The sequence below is a fragment of the Acinetobacter pittii ATCC 19004 = CIP 70.29 genome (assembly GCF_000369045.1).
GTDB lineage: Bacteria > Pseudomonadota > Gammaproteobacteria > Pseudomonadales > Moraxellaceae > Acinetobacter > Acinetobacter pittii.
On the sequence record NZ_KB849797.1, the window covers coordinates 1 to 21733 of the forward strand.

Here is a 21733-nt window from a genome sequence, read left to right on the forward strand (position 1 = left end):
CAAATTCATCACTTAAAGCAATCAACTTAATCACAAGTAACTGTTTTTCAACAAGTTTCTATCTGCATCACCGCCGATGGATGTGCATTATAGATCATCTCATTCCCTTTGCAACCCTTTTTTTAAATCAATATCACCAACTGGATACTTTTTAAGCTTTTTAGCATTTTATCTATATTATTTGATCAATTTTACATTGATAATAGGTTATCAATTTTGTATTAAAACATATCTCCACCCAACTGCACATTTAAGTATTAGCCTGGCTGGCGGTTAAGGAATTATATGAATTATTCTAATTTAATTTTACTAAGCGTATTATCTGTAGGTGTTTGTACCTCTCTATATGCTCAAGAAAATACTATAAGTGAATCTTCTGATGCTAGCTCACTAGAAGAAACAGCACCGACTCATACGCGCTCACAAATTATTAAAGATTTAAAAAATATTAAAGTTAAAGATTTAAAAATTAATGCGAATGCAGCACAACCAGATCCTGTAAAAGACCCATTACAATCATTAAATCGTCCAATTTACTCATTTAACGACATGTTGGATCGAAATTTTTTACGCCCAGTTGCTGTGCAATATAGAGAAAAGACTCCAGAAGATGTCCGTGGTTCTTATCGTCAGTTCCGTAAAAATCTTGGAGAACCTTGGAATGCTGTTAACCAGCTTATTCAAGGTCGCCCTGGTCGTGCAGCAAAAACCATAGGTCGCTTTACAATTAATACATTAACGACTCTTGGTTTAGCTGACCCTGCCAGCCGTTTAGGTTTACCGACTGAAGAAGAGAATTTTGGTGTAACTCTTGGTTACTATGGTGTTCCTTCTGGCCCATTCCTGATGTTGCCTTTTTTCGGGCCAAGTACCTTACGTGATGGTTTTGGTTTAGCAGTAGACGCCCAAGCACGTCCACAGAAATATGTTATGGATGATCAAGAGGGTCTTTATTGGTCAAGTAATATGTTACAAGCGGTTGATACACGCGCTCAATATCTAGACCTAGATCAGACCTTACAAGGTGATCAATATGCCATGATTCGAGATTTATATCTGCAACGTAAAGCATTCCAAATTGCAGAGAAAAAGGGCGACTCAGCTGATGTATCTTTCATTGATGATGACTCAGAAGATACACCAGATGAGAATCAAAACCCTTAAAAGATGAAATCGAGGTATTGCTTGGATTAAGAGTTGGGCAATACCTTGATTTTGATCATACATACTCTATGATGAATAAAGTGATCATATAAAAGGACTACCATCTCTTCTATGTATTTTATTAAACCGACACGCTCTATCCCTTATTTAGAGCAAGCTTTGGATAAATTGCCAGGCTTACAAGTCATTAACATAGATGATTTAGATTTATATGATCCAACCATCATTGCAATAGCAGATGTACAAGATTTCCTGACATATAAATGGAATTTACCAACGATTGTCATTGCTTTTGAACATGAAGGTAGTGCTTTAGCTCAAGCTTGGGAAGCGGGTGCTCTTGCAGGTTGGGTATGGAATCAACTACCTAACGATTTAAATAAAGCATTATCAAGAATCGATGCTCAATATAAACGTAATCAAGATAGTCGTGATTTACCTTCAGCTGCTGAACTACAAAAAAGACTATTACCTAATCCAATTGATTTATTAAATTATCAAGTCGAAACTTTCTTTCAGCCTTCAGCTTATCTTTCTGGTGATTGGTATGACTACTGGAAATTAAACGATAAGGAAGTTTTATTTTATCTTGCCGATGTTTCAGGACATGGTGTGACCAGTAGTTTATTAACTTCTTGGATGGCAGCTTTCCATGGCCGCTCTAAAACCCCAAGACAATTAATAAAAAAATTAAATGGAATGTTGGTTCAAGAGAATATTGAAAAGCACATTACGATTGTGGTGGGTATTTTAAACCTTGAAACACATACACTTCGCTGGTCAAGTGCTGGGCACTACCCTCCTCCTATCATTTTTGAACCAAATCAAGCTCCAAAAATTTTAACAACAAGTAGTTTCCCATTAGGCTTGACTGATGAACTCGAAGTTGAAGAGCATGTTTGTACATTAAATCATCAAGCACGCTTCATTGTTTGTTCAGATGGAGCACTTGAACCTTTTGATGGTGGGTTAAATGATCAGTTCCAACAATTGGTTCATCATTTGCAAAATCAATCATTCCAAGCACCCGATCATGTGGCTGATGACATTGCCATTTTCAGTCTTTGTCGAATGAATTAATTTACGAATCAATTAATTACATAATATACGACTTAAGGACTCTTGAGTCTGCGATGGCACTATGTGATAATTTTTCTATCCTTCTCTGAAAATGGCATTTATATGTCAACAGGTCATGTTGAATATGCAAGTTTAAATGGAACGCATATTTTCAAACTTATTGGTGAAGTGCGAGCCCATTCTTGTATAAGTCTAGACAAACTTTTAAACAGAATTGAACAGCAAGAGAATGTTGTTGGTGCAATCGTTGATTTAACCCAAACAACATTTATTGATAGTACGGTGTTAGGCATCCTAGCTAAGCTAGGTTTAAAGCTTAAACAAACTCATCATATTCAAGCTGTGATGCTATCTACCAATCCAGATATCACAACCTTAGCCAACAGTATGGGGCTAGGGCAGGTTTTTGTCATTTTGAATTACTGTGGCGATCCCAACGTTTGCACATTAACGTTAACTGATGAACAGATCACTCATAATGCAATGCTAAGAACAGTTCTGGATGCACATAAGACATTGATGAAACTCAATGCAAACAATCAGAATATGTTTGAGCCACTTGTGAAGCAGTTACAGAAAGAACAAGATACGCTTGAACAGGTATCAGATAAGCAAAATGCCTGACTTTAATCATTAAGCCGGATTATTAGAATATGCCCCTTATTTCTGTTGCTCAAATGAACTCTCAAGATGATATTGAAAATAATTTTCAAGTCATTGAGTCGTTGATTCAACAAAGTAAGGCGCAAAATGCTAGCCTGATTGTTTTCCCCGAAAACTTTGTATGTTTTGCTGCTGGAAAACAACGCGAAACAGCTGAGCAATTTGAGTCTATTCAACAACGGCTTGAGAAACTAGCACATCAATATCAAATCTGGATTGTGGCCGGTACCTTACCATGCCCATTTCGTCCAGATGGATCTACTATTCAAGATGGTCGAGTCCGGACGGTTAGTCTTTGTATTAGCCCTGAGCGTACAGAAGCACGTTATGACAAGATCCATTTATTTGATGTACAAGTGGGCGATGCGGTCGGTGGTTATCAAGAGTCTCGTTTTTTTGAACCTGGAACAGACGTAGTAGTCACATCTACCCCTTTTGGTAATATTGGCTTAATGGTATGTTATGACTTACGTTTTCCAGAGCTTGCTCTAACTCTGAGACAACAAGGCGCTCATCTTCTTACTGCTCCTGCTGCATTTACTTATACAACTGGACAAATGCACTGGCAGCTTTTGCTACAAGCTCGGGCAATGGATAGCCAATGTTATGTTTTAGGCGCAGCACAACAGGGCTGGCATGGTGAAAAACGACAAACCTGGGGGCACTCTGGGGCAACAGATAGTCGTGGCCAAATTTTAAGTATGATTGGATATGAAGGGAGTGGTTTAATCACTGTACCCTTTGATTTAACAGCACAAGAACTCGTCCGCTCTTCAATGCCTCTGATGACTCACCGTAAATTGATTCATTATTAAAAGTTTAATTATTCATGTGGAAATACTTATTTAGCATTTTTTGCTTGGGGGCAAATATTCATTGTTATGCAGAGTTTGGTACAACAAACCATTTTGTTTCGCCTACTGCACAGCTCAACTCAGATATTCTTCCAGCAACTCCTAAAAATATCCCCTTGCCCGCTTTTGGCCAAAGAATTATTGGCTGGGGTACGGGCGCAGAAGGTGCAAGACAACGTTTAGAAAATATTCAGCCAGCAGATGTTTCTGTGATTAAAAAACAAGGAACCACGCTTGAAATGATTACTGCATGGCAAGATTTTTATGAACAAGAGCAACAACGCAATGCAAATAATCCTACTGCGAAGTATCGTGCGCGTTTAATGAAAAAGATTGCAGATTTGTGGTGAAACACTTTCACCTAGAATATTTTTATCTTATGGAATAATTGACGTAATTATTCCATTTTTTATATCCCTTAATTTATTTTATTCATAACCTATTCTTATGAACATTTAAGAAACTGAATAGAACGCGATATACTACAAAAGCAATATTAGTTTCTTTGAGGAAGATATGGACCAAGACTGTCAAAACTTAAAGCTTGAGAATCAATTATGTTTCCTCATTTATTCAACAAATTTAGCGCTTAATCAGCTCTACAGAAAACTACTAGCGCCTCTGGGTATCACCTATCCCCAATATTTAGTGATGTTAGTGTTGTGGGAGCAGGATGAAGTAACTGTTTCAGAAATTGGAGCTAAACTTTTTTTAGAATCATCCACCCTCACACCTATCTTGAAAAAGTTAGAAGCTCTGCATTTACTTCGTCGTACCCGTTCAACTCAAGATGAGAGACAAGTGATTATTACACTGAGTGATGAAGGAAAAAAATTAAAAGATCAAGCAATCCATATTCCATCAGACGTATTAGAAGCAAGTTCATGTGATATGACAACACTACTCGGCCTTAAAGATCAACTTACTAAACTCCGTACAAACTTAGTCAAATAAACAGCAATTTTTTCAAAAAATATACTTGTCAAAATAATTAAGTCGTGTACGATATATTTGTATTCAATTTAATTTAGGAATAAAAACGATGTCATTAGAAAAAGTTGTTTATCGTGCAAAAGCTAAAGCAACCGGTGGTCGTGATGGCCGTGCTACTTCATCAGACGGCGTATTAGATGTACAGCTTGGTGTGCCTAAAGAAATGGGTGGCGCAGGTGGTGCTGTAACAAATCCAGAGCAACTATTCGCAGCTGGTTATTCAGCATGCTTTTTAGGTGCTTTAAAATTTGTTGCAAACCGCGATAAATTTAATATTAGTAAAGACGCTTATGTAGAAGGTGAAGTAGGTATTGGTCCAATTCCTACAGGTTTTAGCATCGAAGTAACTTTAAATGTTTACTTAGTGGGTATGGACCGTGAAGAAGCTGAAAAGTTAGTTGCAGCAGCTCATATTGTTTGCCCATATTCAAATGCAACTCGCAACAATATTGATGTAACCTTTAATATCGTGACTGAATAAGTTTTGATATTAAAAAAATGCCCGAATCAAATCGGGCATTTTTTACAACTTAAATATTATGCTTCACTTGCCTCATTAGTTACACGAAGCACTTCTTCGAGTGTAGTTTTACCCGCCAGTACTTTGCGCAAACCATCATCACGAATAGAACCTGAATACTCACGAGCATGATTTTCTAATTCATATTCAGCTGCATTACCATGAATCAGACGGCGCATGGGTTCATCAACTGGTACGATTTCATAAATCGCTGTACGTCCATTAAAACCTAAATGTGAGCAATGATCGCACCCTTTGGCTTCAGGTAACTGCAACAACGGTTCATTATGAATATGCTGAAAAACCTGTTTCTCAAAAGTATCGGCTTCACGCCATGTCATACAATGTGGACATAAAGTACGAACCAAACGTTGAGCAATCACCCCAATTAAAGAGCTTGATAATAAGAAGGGCTCAATCCCCATATCTTTAAGACGAGTAACTGCACCAATAGCTGTATTGGTATGTAGTGTTGATAAAACCAAATGGCCTGTTAAAGATGCTTGAACCGCAATTTCAGCAGTTTCCAGATCACGGATCTCCCCCACCATTACCACATCAGGATCTTGACGTAACATTGCTTTTAAAGCACGAGCAAATGTCATATCCACTTTGGTATTTACTTGAGTTTGACCAATGCCTTCGAGTTGATATTCGATTGGATCTTCAGCAGTTAAGATATTACGAGTATTGTCATTTAAATCAGACAAGGCTGCATATAGGGTGGTCGTTTTCCCCGAACCGGTAGGCCCTGTGACCAAAATAATACCATGGGGACGATGCACTAACTGAGTTAAACGCTCATAGTCATTAGCCATTAAACCCAAGTGAGTCATGTTGAGTCGGCCCGCTTGTTTATCAAGCAAACGCATAACGACCCTTTCACCATGTGACGATGGCAAAGTTGAAACACGCACATCCACCTCACGGCCAGCCAGACGTAAAGAAATACGTCCATCTTGTGGTACACGTTTTTCAGCAATATCGAGCTTCGCCATAACTTTAATACGCGAGACTAGTAAAGGCGCCAACTCACGGCGTGGTTGTACAATCTCACGTAATTGTCCATCTACCCGCAATCGTACAGATAATTTCTTTTCAAAAGCTTCAATATGAATATCAGAAGCCCCTACTCGAATTGCCTCAGAGAGTAATGCATTGATCAGACGAACAATAGGTGCGTCATCTTCTTGGTCCATCAAATCTTCTGTTTCGGGAACCTGGTCGGCCAAACTCAATAAGTCCGGATGATCTTCTAAACCAGCTGCAACTTGTTGTGACTCCCCTGTATCACCTGCATAACTCGTACTTAAGAGCGTATTAAATTCTTGTTCAGTACATAATTGATAATGAGCTGGCTTACCCAAGATGCGTCTTGCTTCCTGTAATGCAATTTTTTCAGTGTTTTGACGTCTAATAATAAATACCTGATCACCGTCATAACGAAATAAAACACCATGACGCTTGGCAAAACTATATGGAACTTGTATTTGTTTCAATATTTGCATCACAATTTATAATGATGAGTAAGATGATTTTGAGTGTACTCTAAGCAGATTACAGCGTGAAGTCTGTTTAACAACTCGGTAGAGGAATTTTGCGTCTTGTTTGAAAATAATGAATATCAGCCTCGCCCCCAGAATTCTTTAAAATGGTGGGGTGAACAGCACTTTGAAATTAACCAGTCCAAAGCATGGCAATTCGGTTCAATGCTCTTTCGTTTAACACGTGGCATAAAAGAATGGCGCATCGAATATTATCGTCCATCTCTCCAAGATGATAATGAACAAGATTGGCACCCAATTGCCGATCCACATTTTGCCTTTCCGCATACGGTTCAAGTAGAACGTTACATGTTTCGAAAGACTAATCCAGAATTTTTACTGATGCCACGTCTGGCAGATCGTTCTGTGGTCATAAAACCTGTTGATCCTATTTACATTCCAGCAGGTCAACGTGGGACTCTATATATCAGCACACCATTATGGATTGCAGGCTTAGTTGAAAGTCAGCATGAACCTTTGTTTGAGATTCCTGTGATTCAGCCTAAAGATACGTGGTTTGGTCCTAATGCGCAGCAAGGAGAAATCTGTTATGCCACTTCCGTGGATGGCCGTACTGATTTGAATCTATTAACACCACGCGCTTTCCGTGCTGTTACTCCAATCGACTTTCACAACACAAGTAATCATCAATTACGCTTTGATCGTATGAATGTGCCAGTTACCGCCCTTCCTCTTTTTTATAGTGAAAGTACAGGTCGTTTGTGGACTTCTCAAATTAAAGTTTATTATGAGGGTTCTGATCGTCCGGCACGTATTCGTATTGAAAACCGTACGCCACCTCTTGCTGGTGAAGTGACCTATGTTCACCCACCACGCTCACCTGGTGGAGCATTATTCAATATGTTTGATTCATTCTTTTAAGAGGTTTATATGGCCGATTCAAATATTCCAAAAGATATCGCTGATAGCCTCAAAAGTATATTTACCAATATCAATACCGAACGTATTAGTGAAATTTTAGTCGCTGTTGTACTGTGTTTCATTGGCTTTGTTCTTGCTCGTATTATTTCGAATACATTTATTAGAACCATTGGCTCACGTTTTAATGCTCACCAACGCCTTGTATGGCGCCGTGGTATTTTTTATTTCATTTTCTTACTCTTCATCATGACAAGTTTGAAAGAAGCTGGGTTCAAACTTAGTGTATTCCTTGGTGCAGCAGGGATTTTAACTGTAGCACTCGGTTTTGCATCGCAAACATCTGCCAGTAACTTGATTAGTGGTTTATTTTTGATTGGTGAAGGTTCATTTGAAGTCGGTGATACGATCCAGATTACTCTCATTCGTGGTAATACAATTGAAGGCGAAGTCATTTCAATTGATTTGCTTTCGGTAAAATTACTTACACTCGACAATGTCTATATTCGTTTGCCGAATGAACAGCTTATTCGTGCGCCTGTACACAACTTGTCTAAATATCCGATACGACGTATCCCAATTACGCTCGCAATCAACTTTCACGAAGATATTATTAAAGTCCGTGAGGTTCTACTAAATGTAGCAGCTCATTATCCCCTTGTACTAGATGATCCCAAACCTGCAGTTACGGTTACCGCATTCAGGGAATCATCAATTGAGCTTTTATTCACGATGTGGTGTCGACAAGAGAACTCTTTAAAAGTTCGTGATGAAATGCAAGAACGAATCAGAAATGGATTTTTAGATAACCGAATTGAAATTCCTGTTCCTAAAATGGGCTTGATTGATCGACAGTCTACTGGTTTTGCTGAAGACGATATCGATCAATATAGCAATCAAAAAGAATTAAAACGAGAGCCTAAAGCTTAGGCTCTTGATTCTTCTGTACGGTAGATGACGGGGGTAATGGCGCAAGATAAGCAATAATTAACATTACTCCACCTGCCCCAATAAACGAAATGACTCGAGTTAATGTCGCACTTTGTGATAGATCAAGTAAAATCAACTTTAATACCACAATACCTAAAAGTGCAGCGCCTACAAACCAGAGTTGACGAATCATTTTACGGCTTGAGAATGTAGTTAATACAAATGCCAAAATGACCCAAAGCAATGTCAAACTTAACTGCACTTCACCATTCGTCCAAATTGCTAAGCTCCATAGTGGTGTCCCCCAGTAATGATGTAAGCCCCTAACGACCACACTACTGAATACCAATAACCCAGCTAAAATTGTTGTAATTTTAAAAGTCCACTCTAGTGATTTATCTTGCTCAAAAGCATGTTGATAAATAATAAAGAGCAGACCTGCAAATACTACAATAGAAAGAAAATCAGTTAAGTTAAATAAAGGAACAAAATAAAGGTACTCAGCAGAGCGGCGATCAACGCTCACAACTAGCAACCAAATTAAGCTTAAACACCAAACCGGAATTTGATGTAACAATGCAGTTTTATGAGCCTTATACGCCCAAAGCGAATAAACCACAGGGATAAAAGCCAGAGCAACAACTGGCATTTGTGGAAAGATCGCCAAACCAACTATTGCTAACGCCAACCAGCTTAAACCAGCCCAGACGTTTAAGTATACCGACTCATCCGACTCCGGTTGAGCCATAATAAATAAGCTGCCAAGAATAATGGTAGCGACTAAGAAAGTAGTTTGTTGTAATGAGTCTACCCATTTAAACAACGTAAACACTTGACTCACAAAGGCTTCACCCAAAACTAACAACAGTAACAGGCTAATTAAAATTAACTGCAAACTTTGCCAGTGCACACGAAGTTTATAGTGAACAACTGCGCTAAATATTGCGATTAGAACTACGGCGAACATCAAATATGGACTCAAAGCATGATGATGCCATGCCATGATTTCTACACCAGCTACAGCACCCGCATCCATCCCTAAACACAAGAAAATGCCACTAAACATGCTTGCGCTAAAATAGCGTTGCTCTTTACTGTTGTATTGCAATAAATAAAAGGCAGAAATAAATTGGGCAATTGCATAGATGCTTGTGCTTAGCGTTGGGAACTCTTCATTTGCCCACACCTGATAAAACAGTGCAATAGAGCTAAGTAAAACTAAAACTACACCAATATATCGGCTTAAACGGTAGCGCTCAGTTACTCCCCAAACAATTAAAGCCGTACCTTGAGCAACCCAACCAATTGCTGTCCAATGTGCTCCTTTTGCAAGCGGGAAAATTAAGGCAAAAAACGCAACCGCGAGAATGAAAAAGCTTTTTGCAAGGACCGAAAGCTGTGGATGAGTTTTTTTAATCCAGAAAGTTAATACTGCATAGGTACCTGCCAAGACGGCTGCACCAATCGTCAATGCTTGTGTAGACTCATGTACTAAGTAGGCATGAAGGGTAAAGCCCAGTACTGGCACACTAAAAATAAGACCAACATCCAAGAGCGGAGGTAAACGAATGCCTTCTTGTTTTTCACTTGCTGACGTCCGAGATATATTTTGGCTATAACGAACACTAAGCCAAATAAACAGCGCTATATGGCACCACAAAATCCAGTCTAATGTATTAAATTTTTCGGGTTCTGCATAAAATGCGATTGCACTACCACCAATAAACATTGTGGCAAAGAAAGCAATTTGATTTAAGATTTTCCAAGGCTGAATAAAATTAACCGCAGCAACTGCTAAGTTAATTACTAAGTAGTAGCTAAATAGGAAGGTTACATCAGGGCGATATTGCGGAATAACTAAAGGAGCCGCATAAGCCATACCAAGTGCTAATATTGCCAAATAAATAGCTTGTTGTTTTAAGCTCAGGAATACCGTAATAGCTAATAAAATAGTAAACAGAATACTCGCTGTAGTTAGGTTGGCAATTACACTAAAATGATGTGAGAACACAAGTGTCAGGAATACAACAGCCAGCCCGACACCTTGCAATGCCACAGCAAAAAGCTGATTTTTCTTTTGCAATGTATACCCAAATGCCGTTAACACACCTCCAGCAATCGCAATAAATCCAAGTTTCACACCTAAACTAAGTTGCCAATGCTCGCTTGCAAAACGTAATAGCAACACTACCCCAACCATAAGCACAGCAACAGCAACTCTTAAGATTGGATTGCCATGAATCATCCAATCCACGGCTGGTTGCCACCATGCAGTCTGTACATGGGCTGATTGTTCTGTTTGATTTAAAGGTGCCGTTTCTGCTGGGACTAGCGTGTCCGTATTGCTGGCACTAACTTGTTCTATTACAGGATTTATAACTTCTGTTTGTATGGTCTCATTTACATGAACAGTTTGTTTTGCTGACTCGAGGTATAATAGTCGAGTATGAAATGCACTGATGGTTTGAATCAAACATAGCAATAAAACCAGTAAAGCCCCACCAGCCATCCACATCCAATGATTGATATAAGCAACTAATGCAACCAAGGCTGCTGCATAAATCACTGTTCTTTGCATGTGAATAGAATAAAGTGGCGTTTTCTGCCGAGAAAACTGCTGTTCTAAATGAGTTAAACGCTCATGTAGATTTGACAGTAATTGAACTAGAATGACAGTAAGCGCAATAGATAAAGCAATCACGACACTCTGAAATTTAAAACCAATTGAAATGGCTAAAAACAAAGTCAAAGCGATCAAAACAATGATCATTCCCTGTTTGTCTTTTTTATACATGGGCTTAGCAATATGACACCTTCATTACAGGTCATCTTACTTCAAGCCAATACAAGCGTATATTTATACATACAAAATACTGCAAAAATCATAAACCTGCATTCATAGCCGTTTTCACGTAAAATACCTGTAATTCAGATTAAGGAATTGTTCAATGCCACCATTTGTCTTGGTTGATGGGTCCTATTTTTTATTTCGTGCATATCATGCATTACCACCATTGACGACCTCTACAGGGTTACATACCAATGCAATACGTGGGGCAATTTCTGCCATTCAAAAATTAATGCGCCGTATGCAGCCGACACATATGGCTGTCATTTTTGATACGCCTGAGCCAACTTTCCGCCACAAGCTTTCACCTATTTATAAAGGTGATCGCCCTACCATGCCGGAAGAGTTATCTCAACAGATTCCATATTTGCATGCATTGATTAAAGCTCAGGGGATTCCTTTATATAGTCTTCCGGGTGCAGAGGCAGATGACATTATCGGTACACTCGCTAAACGTGCCGTACTCGAAGGCCACCATGTACTTATCTCAACCGGCGATAAAGACATGGCTCAGCTCGTCAATGATCATGTAAAACTTGAAGATAGCTTTAAAGATCGTGTCATGGATACCGACGGGGTATTTGAAAAATTTGGTGTTTGGCCAAATCAAATTATCGATTACTTAACCCTTATGGGCGATGCGTCTGATGGCATCATGGGTGTACCTGGCGTAGGTGCAAAAACAGCAGCTAAGTTACTAACTGAATATGGCACTTTAGACAATATTATTGCCAATGCAGACCAACTTAAAGGCAAACTTAGCCAAAATATTAAAGATAACTTAGACAATATTAAGCTTGACCACCAGTTAGCTAGTATCGTCTGTGATCTTCCTTTAGAACTCGATTGGCATGAGTTAAAGCTTACCGATCCAAACGTAGAAGCTCTACGTAATCTTTATACTGAGCTTGAGTTTAGAAACCAATTACAGTCGCTTGATCATCCAAACAATCCAAATAGCTCAAGCTATAAACAACAAGCTTCACAGACTATTGTTCAAAATGAAGTTAAACCTGCTGAATCTATAGAAACTGAAGATCAAGCAAGCTTAACCAGTCAAGATGACCAGCTTGGAACTGCAAATTATCACACTGTTTTAACCCAAGAAGCATGGGATCAGCTCTGGCAACGCATGCAAAATGCCGATCATTTTGCTATTGATACAGAAACTACAAGCCTTGATTACCGTATTGCAGAGATGGTTGGTTTTTCAATCGCATTTGATGCGAAAGATGCCTACTATGTTCCATTAGCGCATAATTATGAAAATGCGCCGCAGCAACTAGATCGTGATCAAATTCTGGTTCAAATTAAGCCTGTGCTAGAAAATGAAGCAGTTAAAAAAATTGGGCATCACCTTAAATATGATGCCCATATCTTTGCCAATCATGGCATAGAACTTAAAGGCTGGTATTTCGATAGCATGCTTGCATCTTATGTATTGAATGCAGCGGCCACTCGTCACGGCATGGATGACGTAGCTCGTGTCTACTTAAGCCACTTAACCACCACTTTTGAACAAATTGCTGGTAAGGGTGCTAAACAAAAGACTTTCAATCAAATTGAGATTGAAGTTGCTGCTCACTATGCTGCAGAAGATGCTCATGTGACCTATCGTTTGTATGAAGTGCTTTCAAACAAACTTAAGCCATTTCCTGAGCTAGAAAATATTTTATATAACATCGAAATGCCAGTTGCCCGTATTTTATCGGGTATGGAAGAAGATGGAATTCGTTTAGATCATGCCTTCTTAGATAAATTAAGCGTTGAATTTGCAAAAACGATGGAAGGGCTTGAAAATCAAGCGATGGAAATTGCAGATGAAACTTTTAATATTGCATCTCCTAAACAAGTAGGTGAAATCCTATTTGATAAATTAGGAATCAAAGGCGGTAAAAAAACTGCAACTGGACAATACAGCACCAGTGAAAGTGTTTTAGAAAAAATTGAACATCCTTTAGCGGAAATTATTCTAGAGCATCGCGGTTTAGCAAAGCTAAAAAGTACCTATACTGATCGTCTAGTTGAGCAATCTCATAACGACACGCATCGTGTACATACAAGTTATCACCAAGCACTTACAGCAACAGGTCGCCTCTCCTCTTCAGATCCTAACTTACAAAATATTCCAATTCGTAGACAAATTGGGCGCCAAATTCGTAAAGCATTCATTGCGCCAGAAGGCCGAGTATTATTGGCTGCCGATTACTCGCAAATTGAATTACGTTTAATGGCTCATTTTTCTCAAGATGATGCTTTAGTACATGCATTCCAGCATGGACAAGATGTTCACCGCCGTACTGCTGCAGAAGTATTGGGCATTGCAATTGAAGATGTGACCAATGATCAACGCCGTCAAGCGAAAGCAGTTAACTTTGGACTACTGTATGGTATGTCTGAGTTTGGTTTGATTCGTCAATTAGGCTTTACACGTCAAGAATCGCAAAACTATATTAAGCAATATTTCCAACGCTATCCTGGCATCTATGAATATATGCAACGCACACGTCAAGTTGCATCAGAGCAAGGTTTTGTTGAAACTATTTTAGGTCGTCGTCTTTATACACCAGATATTGATGCACGAAATGTAATGGTACGTAAGGCTGCCGAACGTGCTGCAATTAATGCGCCTTTACAAGGTAGTGCTGCTGATATCATTAAACTCGCAATGATTGAAGTCGATAAAATCTTGCCAAAAGATCAAGCCAAACTACTACTTCAAGTACACGATGAATTAGTATTTGAAGCAGATCAAAACATTGCCGAAGAGCTCTCTAAGCAAATCGCGACTGTCATGGAATCTGTAGTAAAAATTTCTGTGCCTTTAGTTGTTGAAGTTGGGCAAGGGCAAAACTGGGATGATGCCCATTAATTAATAGAAATAAAAAAAGGGCTGTATTAACAGCCCTTTTTTTATTGCGTTAAGTTAAAGTCCTGTTAAAAGAACTTTTGCAACTTCATTCATTAAGATCTCGGCAATATAAAGCGCTAAAAAGGCCAAAATTGGAGATAAGTCAATCATTCCCATATTAGGCAATAAACGACGGAATGGTGCGAGTAATGGTTCAGCTAAATCTTGAATCACTTCAATATAAGGTGAACGCGATTGAGTGAACATAACCACCCAACTCAAAATAATTGTCGCGAAAATTAAATAACGGCAGAAACGGATCAGGTCCTGAATCATCGTCACAAATGTCAGAATCACTAAGTGAACCGGACTATTTGGCATAGAACCAGAAAGATACATCACGCCAAAAATTTTCAGCAAATATAAAATAATTAAAAGAACCAACGCAGCCAAATTAAATCGGCCTTTTGCGACCGTCGGAAAAATTCGGCCAAAAATATCAACAATTTTAGTCGCCTTTACGGTCGATAAAACCACAGGATTATAAGGACTTACTGCCGCCAATTGCATTAAAAAACGGAAAAAGACCAATAAAATCGCGACATTAATTAAAATTCCAAAAATTAGCGCAGAATTTGCACCCATAGTTGTCTTATCCTATTTAAGCTATTTCGCACTGTCACTCAATTCTTGAGCCAATTCTTGACTACGCTTCTGTGCAGCAGCCAATGCAGATTGAATATTTTGGGAGATTTGTGCACGGTCAAAAACTTCAAGTGCAGCTTGAGTTGTGCCATTTGGCGATGTCACATTCTTACGAAGTTCAGAAGGAGTATTTGAACTCGTAATTGCCATTTGAGCTGCACCTAATGCCGTTTGAAGAGTCAACGCAGTTGCAACTTTTTCATCAAGTCCTAAATTTTTACCCGCACGGATCATACTTTCCATGAGATAGAAGAAATATGCAGGACCTGAGCCAGAAACCGCTGTTACCGCATCAATTTGAGCTTCGGAGTTTACCCAAATTGTTAAGCCTGTGGCTGCTAAAATCTGACTTGTTAATTCACGATCCGAAGTACCTACTACATCATTTGCATAGATACCATGTGCACCCGTCTGAACTAGAGCTGGCGTATTTGGCATAACTCGAACAATTCGATTGCTATCAATTAAGTTTGATATCGTTTGAATTTCAGCACCAGCAATAATTGAAATAACCAATTTATCTGATAACAGTCCTTTTAAAGGACGTAAAACAGTCGCCAAAACTTGTGGTTTTACTGCCAGTACAACGACATCAGCATTTTTAATTGCAGCTACATTATCTTGTGTCACATGGACTTCTTTTTCTTGCAATAATTGACGTATTTGCTCAACAGGATCTGAAACGGTAATACGTGTTGGCGGTAAACCTCTTGAAATGAGCCCACCAATCAAAGCTTGGGCCATATTACCACCACCAATAAAACAGATATTACTATTTACTGCACTTGTCATAACCATCTTCGCCATTTACCAGATTACAAGAATAAGAAATTAAATCTGGTTGCCATCCTCCTTGCTCACAATACGGAGACTGAGCTAACCAAAATCCTTTCGGTGTAAAAACCCCAAGCATAACATTATCTATGACTAATATTTGAATTGTATGACGAAGCCAAGGCAAAATATGTGCTTCTTGAATTGCTTTTTTTAATGGCCATTGCCCAACACGACCATATAAATGGACCTTTTCACCACCTTGGCGTCGAATTATTTTTAATTTTTTATTTAATAAAGATGCAGACAACCCCATATTTTTTTGAGTTATTTGAAAATATCCTGAAGCGCAATCCACTATTTCCCCTAGTTGAAAATGATGCTCCGTCTCGGTTTCAACTGGGTTTAATTTTTCAGCAAGAAAAACTTGTCTACTCAACCGATAAAGATAATGTTGATAACGGACATAATAAAACTGGTTCCAATGTAATGCCGCTTGTGCATCAGACTTAGAAGCAATTACTTCATTTTTTAACCGCTCAACCATTTCAAATGCAGGCCGATATTGTCCATCACCTTTCATCCAAACTGAAAGCAATTGGCGCTGTCGAGCAGAAGATAGTTTTAATAGCCAAGTTAAATCCAAACATTCGTCCGTACCACAATTTTGCAAATCAGCTTTTAAAACTTCTTCTAAAATTTCAGAAGCATCTTGCATCAAATAGCTAGTACGGCTAAGTGCTTGCTGCATTTTTGGAAATCGGTTTTGTAAGAAGGGCCAAAGTTCTTCACGCGACCACGCCCGATCATAATGGATATCGTAATTTGTAGGATCATCTACATACTCAATCTCAAGTTGAGTAGTCCACTCGGCAATCTGCTCACGGGTTAAATCCAAAAAAGGGCGCCAAATTGTCATATCAACACGATGATCAATACACTGCATAGCAGCAAGCCCATCAACACCCGCACCCGATAATAAACGCAATATTACTGTTTCAGCCTGATCTTGCTGGTGATGAGCAAGCACTAAAATTTCGTTGGCTTGTAAATGTTGTAGATAAGCGTAATAACGTGCCTGACGTGCTTGAGCTTCCAAATTACCGTCAGTAACTTGAACTTTTTGAATGGTATAAGGAATATTTAAACGAGTCGCTTGTTTAGCAACGAGTTCGCCCCACTCTGCACTTTTTGATTGCAGTTGATGATCTATGTAAATTATTCGGATCTTATGAGGGAAAATTTGAGACATCAAATGTAGTAGCAGCATTGAATCCATGCCACCACTACATCCAATAAGAAAAGTACTATTTTCTGAAAACTCTTGAGCCTGTTTTAAGACGCAATGCCTAAATTTTCGCTGCCAAACTTCATTAAACGTTGATAACGTGCTTCGCATCGTTCATTTGCATCCATTGGTAGCAACTCATCCAAAGCTTGCTTCAAAACTACTTTTAGGTTTTGCATGACTTGCTCAGGGTCTAAATGAGCCCCTTCGCCTTCATCTACTACATATTCAACAATACCTAGAGATTGTAATTTATCTGCTGTCAAACCTAAAGCTTCACTTGCTTGAGCCGCTTTTTCAGCAGTTTTCCATAAAATAGATGCACAGCCTTCTGGTGAAATCACAGAATAAATACTATGCGACAACATAATTACTCGGTCAGCAACACCAATACCTAAAGCACCACCAGAACCGCCTTCACCAAGTACTGTTGCGACAACAGGAACTTTCAAACTTGAAAGTTGAGCAAGGCTAGTTGCAATTGCTTCAGCTTGTCCACGCTCTTCAGCACCAACACCTGGATAAGCACCCATAGTATCAATAAATGTGAAGACCGGAAGATTAAAGCGCTCTGCCATATCTAATAGGCGTTGAGATTTACGGTAACCTTCTGGGTTAGCCATACCGAAGTTGTGCTTTAATTTTTCACGGGTACTACGACCACGGTGTTGGCCAATAACCATCACAGGTTGACCATCAAAACGAGCAAGACCACCTACCATCGCACCATCGTCACCAAACAAACGATCACCATGCAAGGCATCAAACTCTGTAAAGATTTCACCGACATAATCTAGAAACTGCGGACGATCAGGATGACGTGCAATTTGAACCGTTGTCCACGCTTTGGACTGAGTAGCTTTTTTCATAGGTCGAATATTATCCCTTTAATCGATAAATTTTTCCGACTGAATATTCAATTCAATGTCCCAATGCTTAAACTGCTCTTGCTCATCATGCAAGTCGGCAACTAACAATGGCCATTGTTTGGCATCACCAGAAACACTAAGTTGCCATTGTTGATCATTTATGATGGTCAGTTCAATGGCAGGAAGCATCTGATCACTTCGACTATGGTTGAGTAAAACTGCTAGGCGAAGTAATAAACATAGATAAAGTAATTTATGACCACCAGCCTTCAAAATTTCATTTTTTACATCATTTCGCAATTTACGACGGTGGTGAGCGACCAAATGTGAAAGGTGATTTTGGTCAATTTGTGAGAAGCCCGGAATATCAGAATGCTGCAATAAATAAGCACCATGACGGTGATACCCACCATGACTAATCGCCAAACCAATTTCGTGCAAATAGGCAGCTCGGCGCAGTAAGTCACTGTCTTCACTCGTTAAATTGAGAGGTTCTGCAACACCATCAAATAATTGTTGTGCTGTATTTACGACTCTTTCTGCTTGTTTTGGATCAGCGTTATAACGTCCCATTAAAGCTTGTACACTACGATCACGGATATCTTCATGTTTAAAACGACCTAATAGGTCATACATGACTCCTTCACGTAATGCACCATCAGAATATGCCAAACGATCAATTTCTAAAACCTCAAAAACTGCGTACAAAATTGCCAATCCGGCTGGCAAAACTGCTCGTCGGTCTTCTCTTAACCCTTCAAAATCAATTTCAGAAATATTTTTAAACTTAAGTAATTTATCTTTGAGTTTGTATAACCCTTCTCGAGTGACGTTTTCTTGCTCATCACTCAAGCCCATATTCACCATAATTTGGCGGCAAGCTTTAATCGTTCCACTAGAACCAACGACAGTATCCCAACCTTCCATTTTATACGTTGTTGCAATAGCTGAAAGTTCTTTACGGGCAGCAACTACTGCTTTATCAAAGGCTTTTTGTGTGATTTCGCCATCGGCAAAGTAGGCTTTTGTATAAGCCACACATCCCATTTGCAATGACTCTGTATAAATAGGCTCAAACTCTTCACCAATAATGAACTCAGTAGAACCACCACCAATATCTACAACTAAACGTCGACCACCATTTGCCATGGTATGCGATACGCCAAGATAAATCAGACGCGCTTCTTCTCGCCCAGCAATAATTTCAATAGGTTTAGGCAAAATTTCTGCTGCTTTTTGGATAAATTCATGACCATTTTTTGCCTGACGCAAGGCATTGGTCGCCACAATTCTTAAACGATTTGGTTGAACAGAGCTTAATCTTCCAACAAAACGAGCCAAGCAGGCTAAGCCTCGTTGCTGAGCGGCTTCTGTTAGGTTTTTATTCTCATCTAAACCAGCTGCAAGCTGTACTTTTTCTGACATCGAAGCAACTTTTTTAACTTCACCATGATCTACCCGTGCAATTGCAAGGTGAAAACTGTTCGACCCCATATCTATGGCAGCAAGTAATTCTTCATCAATCAGAAAATCAGACATTATTGAACTAAACCCATAACAATTCACGCTTAGAGTAATTCACAAGAATGCAATTGAAAAGCCATTTTCATCAACAATTAGCTGTCATTTAAATTTTTCTATTTATAAGTCGATTGTACAAGTCGATGATGAATATCGTGAGCATCCATTAGACAAATTTAGTTAAGCCTTGAATAATAGCATCAAACCCTTACATTGAACTAAGTAGCTATGTAATACTGATAGAGATAATTTCTCCTGTAATAGCACTTTTTTTTAAAAATTGGAGCCGTACCATGTCTGCGACTATTGTAAATACAACTGATGATAACTTCCAAGCAGATGTTTTAGATGCTGAAACCCCTGTACTTGTTGACTTCTGGGCAGGATGGTGTGCACCTTGTAAAGCGATCGCACCTGTTCTTGAAGACCTATCAAGTGAATATGCTGGTAAAGTAAAAATTGTTAAAGTTGATGTGACTTCTTGCGAAGATACAGCAGTGAAATACAACATCCGTAACATTCCTGCTTTACTACTTTTCAAAAATGGTGAAGTTGTAGCTCAACAAATTGGTGCTGTACCTCGCTCTAAACTTGTTAGCTTTATTGATGAAAACGTTTAAGTCAAAATGCTAAAAAAGAAATACGCTATACTTTTTTATAGCGTATTTTTTTCGCCTATAAATTGACAAATTTGCTAGGCTGGCTTATATTGCATGCTCAAGAGGCACTGAAGGGAATCATCTTCGTCCGGCTTCTTACAAGACACAAACATAAAGATCGCCACTCGGCAACAGAAATTGTTTTTTCACATTTCTCTTCGAAACAATTAATCAGACTTCTGAATTGTTATTGTGTAAATACAATTGCGATAATCTTTTTTGTATGCGAGCGATTTTTCTCCTTTTTAAACCACACTCTACTCTTTCCTAATTCTGACCCTTATGAATTTAACTGAACTCAAGAAAAAACCAATCGGCGAACTAATTAAAATTGCTGAATTTATGGGCCTGGAAGGTATGGCTCGTAACAGAAAGCAAGATATTATTTTTGCCATTTTGAAACGCCATGCGATGAATGGCGAAGAAATTTTTGGTGACGGCGTTCTCGAAATTCTCTCTGATGGTTTTGGTTTTTTGCGTTCTGCCGCAGGTTCGTATTTAGCAGGTCCGGATGATATTTATGTGAGTCCTTCACAGATCCGACGCTTTAACTTGCGTACAGGTGATACCATCACAGGTACTATTCGCCCTCCAAAAGAAGGTGAGCGTTATTTTGCGTTGCTCAAAGTTAACCAGATTAACTATGACACGCCAGAAAATTCTCGAAATAAAATTTTATTTGAAAACTTAACTCCCCTTTTCCCGACCGAACAATTGGTTATGGAATTAGGTAATGGTACGACAGAAGACTTAACTGCTCGTGTCGTTGATTTAGTTGCGCCAATTGGTAAAGGCCAACGTTCTATTATTGTTGCACCGCCGAAAGCGGGTAAAACAATGTTACTTCAAAATATTGCTCAATCGATTGTTAGAAACAATCCAGAAGTATTCTTGATTGTTCTATTAATTGACGAACGTCCAGAAGAAGTAACCGAAATGGAGCGTACTGTTCGCGGTGAAGTTATTGCGTCAACATTTGATGAAGCACCAGCTCGCCATGTACAAGTTGCAGAAATGGTAATTGAAAAAGCTAAACGTCTTGTTGAGCACAAAAAAGATGTTGTGATTCTTCTTGACTCTATTACCCGCCTTGCACGTGCTTACAACACTGTTATTCCGTCATCAGGCAAAGTATTAACTGGTGGTGTAGACGCTCATGCATTAGAGCGCCCTAAGCGTTTCTTCGGTGCAGCACGTAATATCGAAGAAGGTGGCTCACTTACGATCATCTCTACTGCTTTGATTGAAACAGGCAGTAAAATGGATGATGTAATTTATGAAGAATTCAAAGGTACAGGTAACCAAGAGATCACTCTTGATCGCCGTATTGCTGAAAAACGTGTCTTCCCTGCTATGAATATCAAAAAATCTGGCACACGTCGTGAAGAGCGTTTAATGGATGAAGATAAATTACGCAAAGTATGGATCCTCCGTAAGCTACTTCACCCTATGGATGAGTTGGCAGCAATGGAATTCTTACTTGACCGCATGAAAGAAACCAAAACAAATGATGATTTCTTTGATCAAATGAAACGTAAAGCTTCAACTTAAGTAATTAAGCCTTCAAAAAAAGCCACTCTTTTGAGTGGCT

Annotated in this window: 19 protein-coding genes; 12 read left to right on the forward strand and 7 right to left on the reverse strand. The window is 39.0% G+C overall.

Annotation, left to right across the window (positions count from 1 at the left end; genetic code table 11):
• The first annotated feature begins 285 nt into the window (after window positions 1–285).
• The 7 genes from F928_RS18700 to ohr all read left to right on the forward strand — a co-directional run bounded on the left by F928_RS18700 (window position 286) and on the right by ohr (window position 5235).
• A complete protein-coding gene (locus F928_RS18700; protein ID WP_002117157.1) occupies window positions 286–1164 on the forward strand; it encodes an MlaA family lipoprotein in 879 nt (292 codons plus the stop codon).
• A gap of 111 nt (window positions 1165–1275) precedes the next feature.
• On the forward strand, window positions 1276–2244 hold the full coding sequence (gene gigA, locus F928_RS18705) for an RsbU family protein phosphatase GigA (protein WP_002117221.1): 969 nt from the start codon (window positions 1276–1278) through the stop codon (window positions 2242–2244).
• 102 nt (window positions 2245–2346) lie between these two features.
• Entirely contained in the window at window positions 2347–2868 is a 522-nt protein-coding gene (gene gigB, locus F928_RS18710) for an anti-anti-sigma factor GigB (protein ID WP_002117273.1), read from the forward strand.
• 29 nt (window positions 2869–2897) lie between these two features.
• Entirely contained in the window at window positions 2898–3722 is an 825-nt protein-coding gene (locus F928_RS18715) for a carbon-nitrogen hydrolase family protein (protein ID WP_002117300.1), read from the forward strand.
• 14 nt (window positions 3723–3736) lie between these two features.
• Window positions 3737–4111, forward strand: coding sequence for a DUF4951 domain-containing protein (locus F928_RS18720; RefSeq protein WP_002117255.1), 375 nt, complete (start codon window positions 3737–3739; stop codon window positions 4109–4111).
• 166 nt (window positions 4112–4277) lie between these two features.
• Complete coding sequence (gene ohrR / locus F928_RS18725) at window positions 4278–4715, forward strand: MarR family winged helix-turn-helix transcriptional regulator (RefSeq protein WP_002117261.1); 438 nt, start codon at window positions 4278–4280, stop codon at window positions 4713–4715.
• 88 nt (window positions 4716–4803) lie between these two features.
• Window positions 4804–5235: an organic hydroperoxide resistance protein gene (gene ohr / locus F928_RS18730; protein WP_002117290.1), complete on the forward strand. Its 432-nt coding sequence runs from the start codon at window positions 4804–4806 to the stop codon at window positions 5233–5235.
• Between the two features lie 56 nt (window positions 5236–5291).
• On the opposite strand, the gene gspE is transcribed toward ohr, so the two are convergent.
• Window positions 5292–6782 carry a type II secretion system ATPase GspE gene (gene gspE, locus F928_RS18735; protein WP_002117200.1) on the reverse strand — a complete coding sequence of 497 codons (1491 nt, stop codon included), beginning with the start codon at window positions 6780–6782 and terminating at the stop codon, window positions 5292–5294.
• Window positions 6783–6878: 96 nt separating this feature from the next.
• On the opposite strand from gspE, the gene F928_RS18740 reads away from it, so the two are divergent.
• On the forward strand, window positions 6879–7700 hold the full coding sequence (locus tag F928_RS18740; protein WP_002117309.1) for a hypothetical protein: 822 nt from the start codon (window positions 6879–6881) through the stop codon (window positions 7698–7700).
• Between the two features lie 9 nt (window positions 7701–7709).
• Window positions 7710–8627: a mechanosensitive ion channel family protein gene (locus tag F928_RS18745; RefSeq protein ID WP_002117188.1), complete on the forward strand. Its 918-nt coding sequence runs from the start codon at window positions 7710–7712 to the stop codon at window positions 8625–8627.
• On the opposite strand, the gene F928_RS18750 is transcribed toward F928_RS18745, so the two are convergent.
• The gene (locus F928_RS18750; protein ID WP_005078977.1) at window positions 8617–11421 is read right to left on the reverse strand and encodes a DUF2339 domain-containing protein; all 2805 of its coding nucleotides are present in this window, start codon (window positions 11419–11421) and stop codon (window positions 8617–8619) included. The two genes, F928_RS18745 and F928_RS18750, sit on opposite strands and share 11 nt — an antisense overlap.
• Before the next feature lie 154 nt (window positions 11422–11575).
• Between F928_RS18750 and polA the strand changes: the two genes are divergently transcribed.
• The gene (gene polA / locus F928_RS18755) at window positions 11576–14347 is read left to right on the forward strand and encodes a DNA polymerase I (protein WP_005078979.1); all 2772 of its coding nucleotides are present in this window, start codon (window positions 11576–11578) and stop codon (window positions 14345–14347) included.
• A gap of 54 nt (window positions 14348–14401) precedes the next feature.
• Here the strand turns inward: polA and F928_RS18760 are convergent, their stop codons facing one another.
• From F928_RS18760 to ppx, 5 genes are read right to left on the reverse strand one after another with little or no spacing between them, the layout of a single operon-like run.
• Complete coding sequence (locus F928_RS18760; protein WP_000501183.1) at window positions 14402–14971, reverse strand: YggT family protein; 570 nt, start codon at window positions 14969–14971, stop codon at window positions 14402–14404.
• 21 nt (window positions 14972–14992) lie between these two features.
• Complete coding sequence (gene proC, locus F928_RS18765) at window positions 14993–15829, reverse strand: pyrroline-5-carboxylate reductase (RefSeq protein WP_005804294.1); 837 nt, start codon at window positions 15827–15829, stop codon at window positions 14993–14995.
• A complete protein-coding gene (gene tilS / locus F928_RS18770; RefSeq protein ID WP_005804293.1) occupies window positions 15804–17204 on the reverse strand; it encodes a tRNA lysidine(34) synthetase TilS in 1401 nt (466 codons plus the stop codon). Before tilS ends, proC begins: the two co-directional genes overlap by 26 nt.
• Window positions 17141–17962, reverse strand: coding sequence for an acetyl-CoA carboxylase carboxyltransferase subunit alpha (accA, locus tag F928_RS18775; RefSeq protein ID WP_005066304.1), 822 nt, complete (start codon window positions 17960–17962; stop codon window positions 17141–17143). The genes tilS and accA overlap by 64 nt, the downstream gene beginning before the upstream one ends.
• 18 nt (window positions 17963–17980) lie before the next feature.
• Window positions 17981–19501: an exopolyphosphatase gene (ppx, locus tag F928_RS18780; RefSeq protein ID WP_002117171.1), complete on the reverse strand. Its 1521-nt coding sequence runs from the start codon at window positions 19499–19501 to the stop codon at window positions 17981–17983.
• A gap of 275 nt (window positions 19502–19776) precedes the next feature.
• Here ppx and trxA point away from each other — a divergent pair, with 275 nt between their 5' ends.
• On the forward strand, window positions 19777–20103 hold the full coding sequence (trxA, locus tag F928_RS18785; RefSeq protein ID WP_002054512.1) for a thioredoxin: 327 nt from the start codon (window positions 19777–19779) through the stop codon (window positions 20101–20103).
• Between the two features lie 321 nt (window positions 20104–20424).
• Window positions 20425–21693, forward strand: coding sequence for a transcription termination factor Rho (gene rho / locus F928_RS18790; RefSeq protein ID WP_002117304.1), 1269 nt, complete (start codon window positions 20425–20427; stop codon window positions 21691–21693).
• Window positions 21694–21733 lie beyond the last annotated feature (40 nt).